Source organism: Lapidilactobacillus mulanensis, from assembly GCF_003946215.1.
GTDB classification, from domain to species: domain Bacteria; phylum Bacillota; class Bacilli; order Lactobacillales; family Lactobacillaceae; genus Lapidilactobacillus; species Lapidilactobacillus mulanensis.
Genome location: NZ_RHOW01000027.1, coordinates 1 through 19,725 on the forward strand (window position 1 = coordinate 1; position 19,725 = coordinate 19,725).

Genomic DNA, 19,725 nt, shown 5'->3' on the forward strand with positions numbered 1-19,725 from the left:
TGGCGATTTAATCATACGGGGAAGGTCTTCCCTTTTCAATTACTATTTACACAAAATATTGTACACTACCACCTTAATAATAGAGGCACAGCACTAGTCAAAGTGTTATGCCATAAAAAAACGGTACATCTATTTAATTAAAACAGACGTTAATCAACATTTAATTCTGCACCTCTTGGATGTATGGTATCTTTTCTTGAAGTTTTTCGAATTTTTTTAACATCATGCCCATAATAAAGTATGCTGGTAAACTAATACCCATAAAGAAAATTAAAAGTGGATCAATCATATAGAGTAATGCACTGACCGCAATTACGATCACCGTAACTACCACCTGTATTGGACAAATAAATAAAAATAAAAACGGCTGTATCCAAACTTTATTACCATGGAGATCAAAATGAGAATACACTGGGAAGAAAAAAATCCCCATCAAAACGATTAGAAGACGCCCAATACGAAGTGTAATCTCTAGAACTATATTAGTTTGACCAACGCCATTCAATAGTGCAGTGCTTAATACTAAAATCAAACCGAATAAAGAGAATCCCAACGTCAATAATATGCTGCTCTTAAAGACACGCCAATATGCTTCCTTAAATTCAGCATAAACCCCACCATCATATCCATTTTTCAAGCGATCACGAATACAATAAAAAACCGTAATTGTGGCCGGTATGATGCCAAGAATAATTCCACCTTCAATGGTAAATAAAATCCACAGTAAATTAATCTTCATCATATAGTAAATATCGTTAACAATAGACATAAACTTTTTTGCAAACATATCATCTCACCCCTTGATGGCGCCAACCATAATTCCTTTTTCAAAGTACTTCTGAACGACTGGATAAAATAACAGTACGGGCAATGTAGAAACAACTACAACACTATATTTTAAAGTCAACTTCAGCAGCATCATCTGTGCACTAGCACTACCAATTAATGCCTGGCTAGTATCTCCAAATTGTCCTTGAACCAATATCTCTCTTAAGATAAGTTGTAAGGGGAATTTGGAGCGATCTTGCAAATAAATCATTGCATTGAAATAATCATTCCAACGCCCGACACCATAAAACATTGCCATAACCGCAATAATTGGAGTGGACAACGGAAGTACAACCTTCCACAGTAGTTGCATATCGTTTGCACCATCTACATAGGCGCTCTCAATTAATTCTGAAGGAATGTTTTGTTGAAAATACGTTCGCATTAAGATCATGTTGTACACACTTAACGCGCCTGGAAGGATCATAACCCATAGTGTGTTGACAATACCTAATTGCTGATTAACTAAATATGTTGGAATCAATCCACCGCTAAAAAACATAGTTATTGTAAAGAATATTGTAAAGAATCCCTTCCCCTCAAATCCCTTACGCGATAGAGGATAAGCACCTAAGGTCGTAACTGCAATATTTACAACTGTTCCAAGAACAGTATAAATTACCGCATTTTTAAAACCGACTAAGATGTCTTTGTTTTTCAAGATTTCAGTATATCCGTCCAGAGAAAATCCTCTAGGCCACAGTAACAATGGCGTGTCAAAAATCTTGGTTGGATCACTAAATGAAGCATTAACTACAAATATAATTGGATATAACACAATCAATGTAAAAACAATGAGTATTACAATATTTGCAACGTCGAAGGCTTTATCAGCTTTGCCTGGTTTATAGATTGCTTTTGCCATAGAATTTTCCTCCTTTCTTACCACAAACTAGTGTCACCAACATGTTGAGCAAACTTATTTACTACCCATAGAAAGATAAAGTTAATCAAATTGCTGAATAATCCAACTGCCGCAGAAAAGCTATATTCACCATTGACTAAACCCATCTTGTACGTATAGGTTGAGAGAACTTCAGACGTCGAAAGGTTCGATGCATTTTGCATCAAAAATGTTTTATCGAATCCAACCGCCATAATGCCCCCAGTTGCTAAAATCGCAGAAATAACTATTGTTGGCATAATTGCAGGTATGGTGATGTTCTTGATGCATTGAAACCTGCTTGCACCTTCTAGATATGCGGCTTCATATTGATCTTGAGGGATTCCGGACATCGCTGCTGTATAAATCAATGTTCCCCAGCCTACTCCTTGCCAAATACCAGACCAAACATACATATGTGGAAAAATGCCAGATGAGCCAAGAAAATCTATGGACTTGCCACCAAACATTTCTACCAGATTGTTGATAACACCATTTTGTGAACCAAAAAAGAAATTGATCATACCAACAATGATTACTACCGAAATAAAGTTAGGAATATAGGTAATTGTCTGTATTGTGGACTTAAGCCATTTTACGCGAATCTCGTTAAACATAAGTGCCAGTATTATGGGTAATGGCACTGACACTATCAAACTGTAAATACTGATACGAAGTGTGTTCCAAATAACATTTCCAAAGAAATATGATTGAAAAAACCTGGTAAAGTGTTTGAATCCTACCCATGGACTACCCCAAATACCATAAGCTGGCGAATAGTCTTTGAAAGCAATGATAACTCCATACATTGGCCAGTAATTCCATATAATTACGAAAATTATCGGTATCAAAATCATTAGATACAACGATTTGTGACGTTTGACGTAATGCCATCGTTTTGCTCGTTCTTTTCTCTTGTCACTCTGCTCTACTTTCACTTCTGTTGTATTCGGCATATTAATACCTCCCTCAGATTTGATGAAATATTGGTTCAAATACAAAGATAGCCCAAGGAGCTAACCTCAGGCATCTCAAACGAAAAGTATTAATTCTTTTGATAACGCACGTATTGTTGTCTCCGAATCTTAACCCACTGATCTAATCCAATTTTCTTTAATTGAGAGATATATTGATCCCAGTTATCATCAATGTTCCACTTACCTGTCACAAATTTAACTCTTGCCTGCTCAACATATTTATTCATATCTGTCGTAATTGTTGATAATTGCGATGACTCATCAGGAGTGGACATAAAGGTAGGCAGGATCTGTTTTGGCAGATTATCTAATGGAGCGTCCGTATACACTTCAGGTTCCCGACCATATGCAATTTCTTTGTTTGCTTCAGGCTGTTCCAAATAAGGGAAGAATCCTGCATACACATTATCAACATATTGGTAAGCTCCCAACTGTGCACCTTTTGGATAGTTCAGAATTTTATCAACATATACTTTTTTGCCGTCCTTAACTTCATATGTGACGCCCTCTTTACCATAAAATCCAAATTCTGAGCCCTTTTCACTATAAAAATAATCAACCCATTTTAATAACTTCTTAGGATCTTTGGCATCTTTGGTGATTACAAATGCACTGGTACCCATTACTGGAGATTGTGTGACAAGAGAGCCTTTTTGACCATTTGGGCCATTCAAAATTGTTGTTGGAACATAGTTAGCCATGGCTTCTGCACCAATAAAGTCTCTTCCTACCCACGAGAATAATCCAACAACATCTTTTCCAGCATCTGCAACCCACTTATCATAATCTACACCTGCAAATGCTGTTTTAGCGATGAGACCTTTTTTATACAGTTCTGCTTCATACTCCCAAACTTCTTTCATCTTGTCGGAAGAAAAAACATATTGTAGTTTATTATTATCGTCAACATAATAGTTGTTTTCCATTGCCGTTCTACCCGCTGAATTGAGACCGAACGCAGATTTAACCATCAGTTCAAGTGGACCAAATTGATCAGAATCCATATAATATCCTTGCTCATCTGCTTTACCGTTTCCGTTTGGATCTTTGGTTACAAAGGCAGTCAATACTTGCTCCAACTCTTCAGTATTAGTGGGAGCTTTCAAATTCAATTTATCCAACCATTTTTTATTGAAATAAAGCTTAAAGGCACGTCCACCGCCCATTGGATCGGACCCGGTATATGGCAAACCATATATATGACCATCTGGAGTTGTCAATGCCTTCTTGATACTCGGGTCTTCCTTCATTAATTTATTTAGATTAGGAGCATATTTAGGAATCAACTTCTCAAGTGGCTGAAAGATCCCTTGTGTCCCATATTTTACGAGCTCATCATTAGACCAACCAGTCTGATAAAATGCATCTGGAAGTGTCTTTCTCGATAGTATTAATTGTTTCTTCTGATCCCAATCTTTTACTGTTTCCCATTTCACATTGACGCCTGACATTTTTTTATACTGTTTCCACATCCATAAATCTTCATTTTTCGGATGTACATCGCTATGATCTGGTGCCATTAATGTAATCGTATTACTATCTACCTTTGTTGCCCCTGTGCTTTTTGAACCACAACCCGAAAGAATAACAAGTGTTACTGATGAAAGTGCTAATCCCGTTAAAGCTACTTTCCATTTCTTCATCTTCATTCTCCTCGCAAAAAATAGATTTGTTATAGAATACGCCTTATAGATATTTATTATTATGTCATATGGTACCCCCTTATAATAGTTGTGATGAATACAACTATTATAATACGCGTTTTATCAACTATGTCAACGCTTTCAACTATATTTGTTTTATTATTTTTATATGTTATAATATTTATATCATAAAAAATAAGAAAGAAGCTTTTTCATGCAAATCTCTTTGTATGCCAAAATATATAATGATTTAAAAGCAAAAATTAGCACCGGTATCTTTCAAATTGGAGATATGATACCTCCAGAGAAAGAACTTGTTCAAATATACGGTGTGAGCAGAATTACTGTGCAAAAAGCAGTTAATTTACTGGCAAAGGACGGAATAGTTGAACGAAAATCCGGGGTTGGTACATTTGTGATAGACTCAGACAACAAAGAAATTCCGAAAAGATTTATAGGATTGATCCTTCCAGGATTGACTGACAGTTATGGTAATAGACTATTGCAAACGATTATTTCCGAGGCAGAAAAATCAAACTATCAGTTAGTTTTGAAATTCTCAGAGGAAAGTCAGCATAAAGAAAGTGCATTGGTGGATGAACTGATCAATATGCCCGTTGATGGTCTGCTGATCGAACCGGTTCAACGTAACTTTTATGATGAGAATTTAATAAAGAAAATATACTCTGACTTTCCAATTGTAATATTAGATAAGGAATTAGATGGTATTGATAGCATGTTTGTCGGTTCCGATCACTATACAGGCGCTTTTGAAAGTGCTGATTTGATAATAAAAAAAAGCCATAGAAATGTGGTGGTCATTGGATACGCTCACATAAAAAATACAACCTTAGAGGAGCGAATTGAAGCCTTTACTGCAGCATTTTGGGAAACCACAACACCTTTAGTATCCAAGCATGTCGCTCGAATAATCAGAAGCACATATTTATCCACGGACTTAGCACTTTTAAAAAGCGACGTAAGTCTTATCAAATCATTTATTGATGCGATTCAGCCCACATGCGTGATCTGCCTTGATACCCATGTCACCGGTTTAGTTCAAGAGGCTTTATCAGAATTACATTTAAGCTTTCCAGATGACATCTCTCTATTTGGTTTTGATTCAAATAATTCATCTTACCTTTCGACTAATTATACTTATCTGATGCAGGATGAGAATGCAATTGGCGTCAAAAGCGTTGAATTGCTAAAAAAAGCAATTAGAAATGAACCCATTGAAAATAGAAGGTTGCTAATTTCAACTACTTTGCGACAAAATGGAAGTGTTAAGGATATTAGCCTTTCTTAGTTGATGGGATCTAATTGAATTATTTTAAATGATCAAATCAACTTCATATTTATAAACTAAAAGCTTCAAACTCGAGATTGAAACGAGATTGAAGCTTTTATAGTCACTTCAGCTTCTAGACCTGCAAATTCAACTTCAAAAAAGTTGATTAGCTTCTGTTGTTGGTCACATCGATGAATATTCTCTCGGTTTTGATACGAAATTTAACCCTAAAATCTGTGTTAAATTGCCTAGTCCATCACATGTCGCTTGACATCAAGCTAGAAAATTCAATAGCGGCCCAAATGGGAAAATGATCAGATGGAAAATTGCCGTTCATAGCAATATTTTGACCAGATGTGATACCAAGTGTGTGAACCAACTGGTTATGAAATATATAATCAATTCGCGTGAACCTAGACTGATTATGTGGGTGAAACTCTGAATCCTCCTGATAGGTTCCCGAAACAATCGGTTCACCATCCGAATCTAATCCACTATCAATCATAAATGAAGTCATATCAGTATATGCTCGATCTGAAGACAACATATTAAAATCTCCAACAACAATCACGGGTAACTGGTTAAATTCAGACTGTGCCGTTAACTTTTTTAGTTCAGCAACCCCAAATTGACGAGCTTCAATGGAGCTATTATCCAAATGAGTAACGACCACTACGAATTTTTGTGAAGTCGTCTTCTCCTCCAGTTCAAGCCAGACAATTATGCGACGTGAACCAGCATTTAAATAGATTGAAGGTTGCTGAGGAGTTTTAGATATCCATTGATAGCCAGAATCGATTACATTAAATTGTGTCTTTCTGAAAAAAAGCAAGTTAAATTCACCACTATCCACACCGTCATCACGCGCCAAACCAAAGCTTTGGTATTCTGGAAAAGCTGCAACCAAAGCCTCTTTTTGATTCAGCAGTGCCTCATCAATACCAAACACATCAGCATTCATTGCTTGAATCTGTGAAATGACGTCCTGCTTACGATATTCCCAGCTCCAATTACCATCGCTAGAAGTATCATATCGTATATTATAGGTTCCTATTTTCATAATCGATTACTCCTAAACTTATTAATTTCCTGCTAAGCCATCAGAGAGTTCTGATGATTTACTCGAACACCAACCAATTCATTATCACTTTGGGGGAAAAGATCTTATACTTAACTTAATTTCGTATATACGCCTGAATTAATGCAACATTATGTCCGGTATCAACATTAGTTACAAGACACCTGCTTATTTGCTCAGGAATAATGAACGTTTCTCCAAAGTTGAAATACTGTGGTTCAAATTTGTCATTCAAACTCTCGATTCTAATTCGGTCTCCTTCAACCAGGTTTAACATATTAACACTATGATGTGTCTCGATAATAATGGAGTGGCTAAACCAGTGTCTCCTAGTTTCGATGGCTTCAGTTTCATATAGCCCAGTTTGTTCCTCTATATGATCAGGTTTGTCAGAAATAGTTTTTGTGATATTTAGTAAGTTCTTCTTGATCCAGCTCCTATTGTAATTTATATCAACATTATCATATCCGAACTTTAAGTGTATTGGTCGTGGTTGCCCATCAAGACCTGTACGACCCCAGTCCCAAAGTTTAAATGTAAAGATATAAGGTGTCTGAGAGATTTCAAGGATAACTGTATCTTTTCCACCACAATGAATTAAGCCAGCTGGAATCGAATAGTGATCATGCTTTTCTACTTGAAATCTATTAATGTATTTTTTATCATCGAATACAACTTCTTTTTTTTGCGCTCTATCCAAATCATCAAACAACTTTGTTTTTGAAACTCCGTCCTTGACTCCTAAATACACGACAGCACCTTTCCCACGCCTTAAAATGTAGTAGCTTTCGTTCTGAGTGTACGTCATGCCGAAATTATCGCGAATGAAATCAATTTTAGGATGAACCTGTAAGCTAAGATTCTCGCCCTCCATTGTATCCAGATAATCAAAGCGAATGGGAAACTCATTACCAAATTTTTCCTGAATCCGCCTGCCAAGCAACTGTTCAGGGATCTCTTGTGCTAATATGATCGCAGGTATTTCAAAAGTATCATGTTTGACTTCATAGCACACACTGTTTTCTTCAGGGACTCCATCAAATGCCCATCCATAATTTGGTTTATCTCTGTTGAGATCAAAGCTCGACTTCATCCATTGTCCCCCCCCACACACTTTGATCAAAGTATGGGACCACTCTGAATGGCTGTTGACCTGTCTTGATAATACATGCCCTGAGCAAGTTTCCGGAAACCATTTTAGGGATACCTCTCACGCTTGTATCAACATAAAAATTTATATTTTTAAATAATGAATGACGAGATCTATCCCCAAGACGCCATTCAAAAAAATAGCCACGTTTAAATTTTTTTAGACTATCTTCAGAGGGATTATTAGCCTTCCAATTGCTCATTCCTGCCCTGTATCGTAATTGAATCTCCCAGCGTGTAATTCCAAAATATACTAATAAATCGGGATCCGAACATAATAACGACGCAGCCGTTCCATATACGATTACACTATTTTGGCAATTTTGAATATCTTCCTGCATAGTCTGAAGCTCATGTATTGGAAAAAAATCTTGAAATGTTTGACGGGACATATTACCAAATACGCGATCCGTTGTCATTTCTTCAGCTATCATGCTCGTGACTGAAGCACTATCTAGCGCAATATCATCAGAACAAACAATTCTTACATCCGTAAAACGTTCTACAAGTTGCTCAAATATTTCTTGTAAATCAACTCCCGGGTAACACTCAAAAATGAAAATTTGTTTTTTGGTATGGATAAGATATTCGTTCAATTTTTGAAAAACTTGATCATATCCAGATTGTATGCTTTCTGATGAAACAACATTAATTTTTGGATGTAAGTCATATGTCATCTTGGCCCTCCTAACTATTCTTTTTCAAATAAATTCAACAATCCTTGCATCACACAAGTGCTTGTGTCACGAATTGCCCGAATACCTATCTTTTCATTCAGCTTGGCATTGAGCGATTCTTGGAACCCAGAAAAAGAACCACTAACACCTCCTCCAAATGCGATTTCATCTGGAGAAAAATGATTAATGAATGGCTCGAGTGCCATTGCAATAGTTTCACCAAATTGGATTAATGAATCTTTGGCAGCAGTATTATTTTGTAAATACAAATCAAATATTTCTTTCGATGAATCAACATTCAGGTTATTTGAATGAGCAATCGCAATTAAGCCACGTTCAGAAAGATAATCATCAATAATAGTTTCTTTAAATGGAGCATCGTATATCATTCCTTCTGAATTAAGCCCATAAGAACTGCTATAAATAATCTCACCATTCTTGATGAAGCACGACCCGCAACCAGTTCCCAACGTTATATATATTCCTTTTTTAATTGATTCTGAGCTTTGCGCAAAGGCTCCCATCCCGAAGGATTTTGCATCATTTTGAAACTTTACGTTAATTTTTCTACCAGTCTTCCTTGTTAGCATGCACTCCATATAAGATTTAAGTTCAACACCGTATAACTGTTCATATTTTGACAGTCCTTGAATGTAGCTGATTCCATTGTGATAATCGAATGGCCCAGGAAACGCAAAGGCAACTCCATCAAGTTCATCAATAATATTTGAAGGCCCACCATCAAATGTAGTTTGCAAAATGTACTTAAAATTTGTAAGAATGTCCTGCTTTGACCCTTCAGAGTGCGAAGAAAAGACCTGCGGCACACTATAAACGAATTCTTTATTCTTGATAAACAGATTACTTTTTATCTTGGTACCACCGACATCAAACAAGGCATAATATTTCAAATCCAATACCCCCGTTAATCAATAATATGGCAACAGCAAAGGTCTTAGCAAAGAACAGATATTCCAAAAAATGGTGAGTGGCCATCTGCTTGATACAGTTATCGTTATTTATCCTCATTAGTGATTACACTAAATGCTCCTACGGAATGTTGCCGTAATTGACGATGCGCCTGTTCTAAAGACTGAACGCTGGAAGAAGTATAGATATCAAATTCAAATTCATAGAATCCTGATAAATCAACCTTAAAGTTTGTCTCCCAAAAGTTATTCATCACCCATGCAAAAATCTGTTCTTTATTTTTATAGGCAGTTTTATCACTGCAAAGTTCAATCAACTTTGGATCCAAATTTCCAAGCACGAATAACGGTGTATCTTTTGGTAAAATTCCAACAGAATTGCCCTGTTCATCTAAATAAAACATACCAGAGTCTACTAGATAGAAATCTGTATTTGTTCCTGGTAATTGATCAATGGCTGGACGGAATATCTGGCCACTTTTCTCGGCATATAAATCCGAAATCGATTGTATAGGCAACGAAATATATAAGTTTTCAGGTGCCCAAGTATTATCTTTTTGGATCCTGACGGACGTTGTGATTAAAGGTAATTCATTATAAAACTTCAATATTACAGTATATAGTTGAGTACCTTCCAGCGAAAAATCTAATGTTACGCTACGCGAAATCTCACCAGATTTTTCTACCTGAAAATCAGTTAGCTTAGAGATAAACCGATTTACACCTTTACCTTTTCGATTTCTTCCCATCCTCCGGCGTTCTTGTCCTGGTGTTGTTTTAATTGGCGTGTTCTCGTAAACTCCGTACATAAATGGAACTAGTGCATTGTCACGAAGTATATTCTTTTGAGTCATTTTATCCACGATATCAATAACTCCGGTGATACTTGATAAGTGGCAAGAATAGTATGACGTTTCAATTGTCAGCTCATTTTCTTTAGTTGGAAAATCAATGTCTTGAACACCTTCCGCACCTTGGACAAACGAAGTATAATTCCGCCGACGATGGTCTCTTTTGCCTAATCTGATACCGAATCGTTTCACTTCTTGAGCTTCAAGCTCGACAATAATTTCAATTTCAAATGCCCGTGCACCTTGTTCAGCTTGACGCTCATAAATTGTATTGGTATCTAAGTCAAATACTTCGATAAATGGTAGCAAACTATCGGTTATGCGTTGTCCATCAATTGTTTCCCATGTTTCGAGAACAAGTTTAACTGGCTCTTGAATCAACATGTTATGTGGATTTACGACTTTATATGTCTTATTCCGATTTGCACGCGGATACGCACGATTAAATTTATCGACAATCGTCGTCAACAAATGAATTTATTTTTTGACTTGCTTGTGTTGCGTAACCAGATTTTCGATATTCAAGCTCATTGACCATCGTATTCCATGGCGCAGATACCGATGATGAGTATCCCCAGGTATGCTCTGCATATAACATCATATTTTGTTCAGCTTCTTTGAACCGATTGTCATTCTCTGATTCATTGTCTGCCAACAATTCCGCCAAATGATATTTCCGTTGAGCATCCCGGTAAATTTTCGTTGCTGCTGGTGTTGATCCAACGCCATCAGCCCACCAATCATTCCAGTCCCCACTATAAGTTGGAATTTGATCAGAATACTGATTCCGTACTATTTCAAAAAAGGAATTTAGTCCCACCATTTGAATATTAATTTGATCACCATAAAGCTCATTCCAATTATCAATTGATTCCAATATTTTTTCATTCGGACCCGCATTATCTGAGATAAATCCCGAAATCATCACAGGTGCAAAATCATAAGGATATCCCCGCTTTTCTAAATCTGAAAAATAGCGATTAATACGTTTATGGGCAACTTCTAATTGCGGTGTCGAAACGTCCCCATTATATTCATCCTGGATTTGATAGCTCGACTGAGCATCGGGCATAATATATAACTCATTACCAAAATGATAGTGCTCACCGTTCCAAACTAATAATTTTCTTCCGGTCTGATCCTCCCACCAGAATGGCATCTGATTTTTATACAACGGATATAAGCCATGATGTGCATGAATACAAGTAAATAGATTCTGAACGCCATTATTTAACAGGGCTGAACAATATGACCAAGAGAACCCGTTGATATCGGCAGTCATTGCAGAGTTGATTTGGCGATTCATTTGCTCAACAAATTTCTGGCCTCGTTTCAAAGTGTGGTTTAAAACTTGTTCATCTACCAACTCTGTCATATTTAAATAATTAAGAGACATATCGATATTTCCCAATTCTAAATACTGCTTAAACTTTTCTTTATATGATTCAGATGCATGCTTCATAAAGTTTTCAACTTGCCAATAATTCTCGCATGTCCAAACAAAAGGCGATTTTTCATGGTGTAACAACTCATCTTCAATAATATCAATTGCCTGTTTAATAAAGTCGACATGGTACATTTCAATTTCTTCTTGCCTCGCGGTATAGCCAATATCAGTATGTGAGTGGTTAATTACATACAAGGTTTTCATTTGTGCCCTCCATTTTTTGTATTGTCCTTATGCTTTCCTTACTAATTTGCAGTAAATGCAATTTCGACTATGTTAAATAACAATTCAATAAGAATAATGGCGCTAAAATTTTGTATTTCCAATATTTATTTAAATAAGCGCTTTTATTTGTTTTACTGAGCACTCTTCGTTTTATTTTCTTTTATCGGTCCGTTATCGTGGGAAACTCAGTTATTCTTAATTTAGCTCCTCCATAGTGCACTAATGAAAGTTGTTTTTTTGCACCTACTTCGCAATGATATGGAGGCTCATCAGCTGAATTAATCTTAACCTGCCAGTTTTTAACCTCATATCCAATTGTCTGAATTGTTATTGGACTATGCAGAGAATCAAATACTTGTTTTTTTAACGTGTCAGTATATTTAATCTTAAATTCACTGTGTTCCGGTAGACCGTAGTTCCACTCATCTGTTGTCGTAACTTCCCAATTCTCGAACGGTTCTTTGCCAGAGTACTTTGACCATTTTTCTGTCAATCCAAGAGAAAAAAGTAAAGCACCAAAAGAAACAGCAGTTGCTCGCTTTGGGCGATTTATTCGAACAACAGAGGCAATTAACTCTAAACAGATTACCATCTCTAATTCACCATGATGCTGAATCTCTAGATAGTGATCAGTAATTTTTGGAATCATATGCTGACCGTTCATTGTCAACTTAACATCTTGGCTCCATTCAGGAATACGAATTAGTAGTTTCTCCCAAGTACCAGTAAGTGTGATGGTTGAATTTAAATTAAAGGGATAATTACTGGAAACACTGGCCTCAAATGATCCATCTTGTATATGACAAGGAACCTGACTTTGACAGACATACGTAGATTGGCCCTGTTTCATCCACAAGCTACTGACAAACTTAGGCCAAGCTTGGTGCATATTTGCGGTACAACAACCAAAATTTGGTTCTAGACCAAATGTATTTGATTCATCATTATTTGATGTCCAATTTCGTTGGGCAACTGTACAACTTATTTGATTAACTTGTTGGTCATACTGGTGTGATTGCCAATCACGACTAATTGCAGCAGGTAATGCATTAAAGGCAACCCTTTCTAGTTTGTCTCCAAATTGAGCATCACCAAAAATTGCAAGTAAGGTCTCCATTGAGAACATGTACTCAACCACAGCACATAACTCTGTCCCTTGACTCGGACTAGTTCCAGCTAGCCATTCATCTCCAGATGGTAACCCAGTAACTTGCCCATGATAATAATCAATATTTGTTATCAACTTCTTCAATTTGTCGTAATATGTCATGTCGCCGGTGATCTGATATTGTAAGCCTAAATACTTCAAAGCCATAACAACATTGACCACGTGACTCTCGTGATTAAATTCTGTCATATATCGTGTAAATGGAAAATCGTCAGAAATTGCGGCCCAATTGGTACTTTGTTGTTGTGTTAATTCAATTACATCTAATATGAACGATTCATGTGTTTGTTCATAGAGCCAGACCAAGGAAAGAATATTCTCACCGCCACGTACCTTAGCCCAATCATTTAAGGGGCGTTCTGCTAAGTGCTTGAGTTGATAGCGATAAAAGTAGGTTAAAAAGGGAATTACTCGATTGTCTTTAGTCACCTCGTAATATTGGATCAAAACTTTTGAGACAATCATTCGTGGCCACCAATCATCATTGGTAGTCGGGCCATACCAGCCATCTGACTGTTGACTATTAAGAATCCATTCTACCCACTTTCTCGCTTTGTTAATCAAAGTTTGATCATCAAGCAAGTAAGCCAATGGAACCAATCCGTCCAAATAATATGGACCCCGTTCCCAACCTTCTCCATCCCCTCCTAGCCAGGCACTATTCGGTCCAAGATCATCCCAGTATTCATCTAGATGACCAGTGAATCCCATAGCCTGAATCTCAATTTGATTTTTTATCCAGCCGGCAGGCCTAATAGCACCCAAAGCTAATTTTTCAAATTTACCTTTCAAGTTTTAACCTCCAAATCAAAGATATTTGATTATCGTTTCCATGAAACAAGCATATATTTTAAAGAAAAAAACAACCCAGAAATGCCACTTCTTAACTCCTTTAATTTGAGAGATGATACTTCTTATTATTTGCTTCCCATAGGAAATCGGTCGTAGATCCATTTTTATCAATGGTAATCTTAGTATATGGCAGCTCATATCCGAAGTGCGTAAGCTCCACTCGCAAAATACTGTTATGAACTGAGATTTCATACAGATTATATTCACCATTTTCATACTTGAAATCCAAACCATTATCCTGATAATGTTCATATAACCCCGAATTCCCATACAATTTGAATGTAATTGTATTCTCACTAGTAACGTTTACAGACTGTGTGAGAGGACGCCAGGGAAGAAGCGTTCCACCTTTAACAAACAATGGTAACTTTTCTATCGGTGCGTCAATTACATACGTTTGCTGACCAATGTACATATGATTTGTCCAGAAGTCATACCACTGTCCCTTTGGCAAATAAACGAGTCGCTTTTTGATTCCAGGCATTACGATCGGTGCAACCAGAATATTTTCACCGACTAAATATTCATCATTAATTGTCCTTGTATTCTCGTCATCAGCATAATGCAACACCAGCGGGCGCATAATTGGAAGACCTGTTTGACTCCCCTGTGCGAATAAATCATACAGATAGTCTAACAGATGATATCGTAATTCAAGGTACTTACGATAAATTGATAATGTTGGTTCACCGAAACTCCAAGGCTCTTGAGCCCGTGAACCAATGGTGCTATGGTTACGCAGAAGTGGGCTAAAAATTGCAGCTTCAATCCATCTTGATAAAAGTTCTGGGGTGGTATCTCCACCGAAACCTCCAATATCTGTCCCAGAAAATCCAAACCCACTTAATCCTAAATTACAAAGTTGTGGAATCATCCACTGAAGATGTACCCATAGGCTATGGTTATCTCCAGTCCAAATTGTTGTATATTTTTGTGATCCGGAATAAACTGCACGACTAATCACGAACGGACGAGCACCAGTCTGTTCTTTTAGTCCACGATATGTTGCACGTGCCATATTGTGACCATAAACATTATGCATTTGCAGATGTGTTGCCGGTTTCAGTTCATCATAAAATACAACATCACTTGGAATATCGCCATTAAAAGTAGCTGGCTCGTTCATATCATTCCATACACCACAAACGCCCTGATCGGTTAGAAATTTGATATTATCAGCCCACCACTTACGTACTTTTTCGCGACCAAAATCAGGAAACACAGCATCCCCTGGCCAAACAGTATTTTGATATACTTTACCAACCGCATCCTTCACAAACATATCACTCGCAATGCCGTCAGCATAAACAGAATAGTCTTCGTCTCTTTTCACGCCTGGATCGATAATGGTGACAATTTTGTAACCCTCTAAATTAAGACGTTTTATTAACGAGCTAAATTTTGGAAAATTGGCTTTATTGACTGTAAACACTCTAAAGCCATTCATATAATCGATATCCAAATGTATTACATCACAGGGTAATTTATTCTTGCGCATTTTATTGGCAATATAGTTCACTTGTTCTTCGCTCTCATAACTCCATCGAGACTGCTGATACCCGAGCGTCCATTTTTGGGGGAGCGGTGTACGACCGGTGAGATAAGTGTACGCCCCAATGACGTCTGACATATCTGAACCCCCTATAATATAATAGTCGAGCATATCGTCAGATGATGTATACACATAATAATCATTGCTTTCCTTGCCTAAATCAAAATGGCTGGGGAAAGTGCTATCAAAAAACAATCCGAATGGTCGATTTTCGTTTAATCCAACTAAAAAAGGTACAGTCTTATACAGTCTGGTAAAACTTTCAACTTGTGGGCTTGGATCATCAGTATTCCAATTGTCATACACATAACCCCGCTTATCTAGAAACCCAGTTTTATCACCCAAACCGTAAAAATGTTCATTTTGATGCAATACTTTTACCGCTTGAGAATTTGTACTGTGAACTAAACTGTCGATAGCATGTCCTTCTGCAACAACCAGTTGAGTTTGCTGATCACTCAGATCCCTGACCATTTTTTTACGACTTCCACGGTAATCAAGCACCAATGGCTCACCAGCATGATTATAGACATCTATATATTTATCAGGATAAATAATTATATTCAGCAAATCAGTTGTAATTACAATAGTATTTGCCTTTTTCTCAACTTTATAATCAGTCTTTTCGGTCTTTTCATTTTCAATCGCATATGAATGTGTGGGGGATGTTTTGGAGTCAAACACTACCCTAACAATGTCAGATCGCATTATTGTGGCTTGAATGTTTCCCTTTTCGTATTGGATTGTAACTTTTTGATTGTTAACCTGAAACGATTTAATATAATTCAATATTAGGTGTCCTCTCATCTTCAATCAGCAAATTTCCTGATTTTACACTTTTCTAATGGCTATCAAAAATAAACTGCTGATTGAAAATCAATAAACTTATTTATTTAATGCTAAACATGCCGCTTCATCCCAAACGCCACGCTCACCACCTGATAAGGCTTCAACTCAACTACATACTCATCCTGCTTGTCCAGCCCGCCAACTTCACTTTCATCCAGTCGGACAATTTTTGCATCTGTATAATCGAAGTTTGGTTTGATCGTCACTTTTTCGTTCTGGCCGGTGTATTCATGCAAGCGCAAGATGACGGCGTCTTGATCTTCACTGATCTTGATGGCATCCACTGCGACTGGATTTTTCGCTTCGAAATCAAACAGCGCTTGCGAAATTGTAGTGGTTTTCCCAGTGACAACTGTGAGTGGATTATTCAGTTCCATGGCAACACGCTCAACTTCACCGCTGACAAAATCGCCTTCGTGTGGCAACAAGCTGTAGGTAAAGCGATGTTCGCCAATATCGGCTTCGGTGTCAGGATAAACGCCTGCCTTCAGTAGTGACATGGAAATAATATTTTGCTTGACGCTATAACCATATTTGCCGTCGTTCAGTAGCGCGACGCCATAATCACGTTGCGACAAATCGGCCCATTTATGCGCCACCGTCTCAAATTTAGCTGCTTCCCAACTCGTATTGCTATTGGTTGGCCGCTTCACATTCCCATACTGCACATCAAAAGTGGCCTGGTCCGCCAAGAGCGCTGTTTCAAATGCGGTGCGCAATAAATGATTGTGATCCTGCCAATCGATTTCGTTTTCGAAGTCAATTCGACGCGAATGTTGATATAATGTTACTGTTTGTTTGATGGTCGAATTCAAGAACGAATAGTGGAAAACAACTTTCTTTTCCAATTCGGAATCCTGAATAACATCAATTTGATCCGCCGCTAAAATTGTCGGTTTCTCAGGATAATCGACGTCAATATTCCAGTTATCATATTCGGTTGGCCGATCCTCGTATACGGTCAAGACATTGCCTAATCCCGATTCCGATAGAACTTCACGTTGATTTTCGAGATCATAGATTTCCGTCAATTGACCTGCATCATTCCAAGTTAATCGATAAAAGTCATTGGCAATCGACTGGCGTTGTTCTTGTAGTGCAACAACTTCATTGGTTTTTTCAGCAACAACAAAATGGATTGTGGTTGCCTGCAGTGGTTTCGCGACAACCAGAACTTGATAATGATCACCCGACTTTTCGGCAGCCAGCTTGTGGCCATCTTCATCGACAAAATAACCGCTAGCAGACTGTTCAATCTCAACAAGCTCGGTGATAAACCAGGCATTAGGATTGTCAACAACATAATTATTTGTCTTCGATTCTAGCTCAAGATCATTCAGCTGCTGATTCAATTTCTGAATAACTTCAAAACCATGGGCGTATTCCGCCTTGTTGTCTTCGTAAACTTCATGAATCGATGAACCTGGTAAGATATCGTGGAATTGATTCCGCAAAACCATTTCCCAAACATCATCTAATTCAGCCTTTGGATAGGCAGTCAATTGATTGGTCACCGCTTTGGTATAACGGATTTCCACATCACGCAATTGCAATTCCAATTGACGGTTTTGTTGCTTGACCCGTGCTTGTGACGTGTAGGTGCCACGGTGATATTCAAGATACAACTCGCCATTCCAATTCGGTATAGGTAATTGGCTGGCCGAGATATTTTTCCGCAATTGAACGAAATAATCATCGATCCGGGTATTTTCAACGGTCGGCAATCCTGGTAATTGGTTAATGATATCGATGTTCTCGATCATTTCGCGTTGTGGACCGCCACCACCATCGCCAAAACCGTATGATAATAATAGATCGTTATTCAATGGCTTGTCGGCATAAACGTGATACGTTCCCATCACCGTGTGTGGCGTGATCTGACCGTTATAGGTGTAATACCATTTCGACGAGTCGTGATAATCCGTCCCCGGATCAACCGTCGTCACGAAATGAGTCAGGACTTGGCTGCCATCGATACCTTCCCACATGAACGTGTCGTGGGGCATGCGATTCGTATCGTTCCAACTAATTTTCGTGGTCATGAAATTCTCGATCCCAAAACCTTTCATGATTTGTGGCAAGGCCCATGAATAACCGAATACATCTGGCAACCACAAAACGGTTTGTTTAACGCCAAATTCGTGGGCAAAGAATCTTGACCCATACAAAAATTGGCGCGTCAACGCTTCGCCTGAAGGAATATTCGCGTCTGGTTCCAGCCAAGTCCCGCCATCGGCTTCCCAACGACCTTCTGCCACTCGCTTTTTAATTTGACTATAGAGCTCAGGATGATCTTCCTTAATAAACTGATAGACTTGCGGAGTGCTGTGGAAAAACTTGTAGTCGGGATATTCTTTCATCAATTCCAACACCGTTGAAAAAGAACGTGCTGTTTTTTCACGTGTGTGCCGCAAACGCCAGAGCCAAGCCACATCAATGTGGGTATGCCCGATGGCGGAAATCTTGAACGCCTTTTTCTGATTGGGATGGTCTGCGATAAATTGCTGGATCGAATCCATTACTTCACCGGCAACTTTGGTGATCGTCTGCTGATCCATGTCCCCCCAATAAAATTGGTGCAACGCATGATCGAGTAATTTTTGATATTCATACTTCAGTGGCTCATCCTCATCAAGTTCAAGGATTGTTTCATCGATAACTTTTAAATAACGATAGGTGTCACGAATGGTTTCATTCAGAATCCCGGCACTGGCTGTTTGCAAAATATAATGCTGGATTTGGTGAACACCGCCACCTTCCAGGCCGGTCCACATTAAAATCGCGACCGTCAATTTTTGACCGCTGTATTGTTGATCAAGATACATATCTTGATGATTGGCATCGACCGCTTGTTGTGGTGCACCGTCGAGATAAATGAGCCCTTCAAATCCGGAGTTGCCACCGCCACCAGTTCTACCTAAGTCCAAATGCGTTACAAACTTTTGTTGCGCCGTTAATTCTGGAACCTGGATGTCGAAACGCAACCAATAATAATCGTCGCGTCCTTCCCACGACGAACCAATTTCAACAGACTGCCAATCAACATCCGTGGGGACCGTCAAACGTTCCTCACGCGTGTCGCGCCAAAACTTCAAATCCGTTAACGATTGAAAATTAACGTAGACTTCCTGCTTCAGTTCATTTAATTGTTGTTGAATCTTCTTTTGTGAATACATAATGACCTCCAATATCGTGTTATAATTCAAGATGTAACCGACTTCATTTCTGATATCAAGCCAAGAATACAAGAAACAAAAAGAATGTCAACGTTTTCAAAGGCAATTGTTAGACATAGCCGCAAAAGGTCTTAATTTTTATAACATGAA

Annotated in this window: 14 protein-coding genes; 1 reads left to right on the forward strand and 13 read right to left on the reverse strand. The window is 38.0% G+C overall.

Annotated elements, in window-relative coordinates:
• Nucleotides 1-160: 160 nt before the first annotated feature.
• The 4 genes from EKM67_RS07380 to EKM67_RS07395 all read right to left on the reverse strand — a co-directional run bounded on the left by EKM67_RS07380 (nt 161) and on the right by EKM67_RS07395 (nt 4,331).
• On the reverse strand, nt 161-787 hold the full coding sequence (locus tag EKM67_RS07380) for a YesL family protein (protein ID WP_125578384.1): 627 nt from the start codon (nt 785-787) through the stop codon (nt 161-163).
• Nucleotides 788-793: 6 nt separating this feature from the next.
• Nucleotides 794-1,693: a carbohydrate ABC transporter permease gene (locus EKM67_RS07385; protein ID WP_125578385.1), complete on the reverse strand. Its 900-nt coding sequence runs from the start codon at nt 1,691-1,693 to the stop codon at nt 794-796.
• A 17-nt stretch (nt 1,694-1,710) separates the two neighbouring features.
• The gene (locus EKM67_RS07390; RefSeq protein WP_125578386.1) at nt 1,711-2,667 is read right to left on the reverse strand and encodes an ABC transporter permease; all 957 of its coding nucleotides are present in this window, start codon (nt 2,665-2,667) and stop codon (nt 1,711-1,713) included.
• An 89-nt stretch (nt 2,668-2,756) separates the two neighbouring features.
• Entirely contained in the window at nt 2,757-4,331 is a 1,575-nt protein-coding gene (locus EKM67_RS07395; RefSeq protein WP_125578387.1) for a type 2 periplasmic-binding domain-containing protein, read from the reverse strand.
• A 214-nt stretch (nt 4,332-4,545) separates the two neighbouring features.
• Here EKM67_RS07395 and EKM67_RS07400 point away from each other — a divergent pair, with 214 nt between their 5' ends.
• Complete coding sequence (locus tag EKM67_RS07400) at nt 4,546-5,640, forward strand: GntR family transcriptional regulator (protein ID WP_125578388.1); 1,095 nt, start codon at nt 4,546-4,548, stop codon at nt 5,638-5,640.
• A 238-nt stretch (nt 5,641-5,878) separates the two neighbouring features.
• Here EKM67_RS07400 and EKM67_RS07405 read toward each other — a convergent pair whose 3' ends face one another.
• The 9 genes from EKM67_RS07405 to EKM67_RS07440 all read right to left on the reverse strand — a co-directional run bounded on the left by EKM67_RS07405 (nt 5,879) and on the right by EKM67_RS07440 (nt 19,575).
• Nucleotides 5,879-6,682 (reverse strand): endonuclease/exonuclease/phosphatase family protein, encoded by an 804-nt coding sequence (locus EKM67_RS07405; RefSeq protein WP_125578389.1) that lies wholly within the window; start codon nt 6,680-6,682, stop codon nt 5,879-5,881.
• 115 nt (nt 6,683-6,797) lie between these two features.
• Nucleotides 6,798-7,793, reverse strand: a complete 996-nt coding sequence (locus tag EKM67_RS10875) for a class I mannose-6-phosphate isomerase (protein ID WP_225417342.1) — start codon at nt 7,791-7,793, stop codon at nt 6,798-6,800.
• Nucleotides 7,777-8,526, reverse strand: a complete 750-nt coding sequence (locus tag EKM67_RS10880) for a hypothetical protein (RefSeq protein WP_225417343.1) — start codon at nt 8,524-8,526, stop codon at nt 7,777-7,779. Before EKM67_RS10880 ends, EKM67_RS10875 begins: the two co-directional genes overlap by 17 nt.
• A gap of 14 nt (nt 8,527-8,540) precedes the next feature.
• A complete protein-coding gene (locus tag EKM67_RS07415; RefSeq protein WP_164506604.1) occupies nt 8,541-9,437 on the reverse strand; it encodes an ROK family protein in 897 nt (298 codons plus the stop codon).
• A 104-nt stretch (nt 9,438-9,541) separates the two neighbouring features.
• On the reverse strand, nt 9,542-10,690 hold the full coding sequence (locus EKM67_RS07420) for a hypothetical protein (RefSeq protein ID WP_125578391.1): 1,149 nt from the start codon (nt 10,688-10,690) through the stop codon (nt 9,542-9,544).
• 64 nt (nt 10,691-10,754) lie between these two features.
• On the reverse strand, nt 10,755-11,957 hold the full coding sequence (locus EKM67_RS07425; protein WP_125578392.1) for a glycoside hydrolase family 38 N-terminal domain-containing protein: 1,203 nt from the start codon (nt 11,955-11,957) through the stop codon (nt 10,755-10,757).
• Nucleotides 11,958-12,138: 181 nt separating this feature from the next.
• Nucleotides 12,139-13,938, reverse strand: a complete 1,800-nt coding sequence (locus EKM67_RS07430) for a beta-L-arabinofuranosidase domain-containing protein (RefSeq protein WP_225417344.1) — start codon at nt 13,936-13,938, stop codon at nt 12,139-12,141.
• Nucleotides 13,939-14,038: 100 nt separating this feature from the next.
• Nucleotides 14,039-16,342 (reverse strand): glycoside hydrolase family 31 protein, encoded by a 2,304-nt coding sequence (locus tag EKM67_RS07435; RefSeq protein ID WP_125578404.1) that lies wholly within the window; start codon nt 16,340-16,342, stop codon nt 14,039-14,041.
• 107 nt (nt 16,343-16,449) lie between these two features.
• Nucleotides 16,450-19,575: an alpha-mannosidase gene (locus EKM67_RS07440; RefSeq protein ID WP_125578393.1), complete on the reverse strand. Its 3,126-nt coding sequence runs from the start codon at nt 19,573-19,575 to the stop codon at nt 16,450-16,452.
• Between the last annotated feature and the right edge of the window lie 150 nt (nt 19,576-19,725).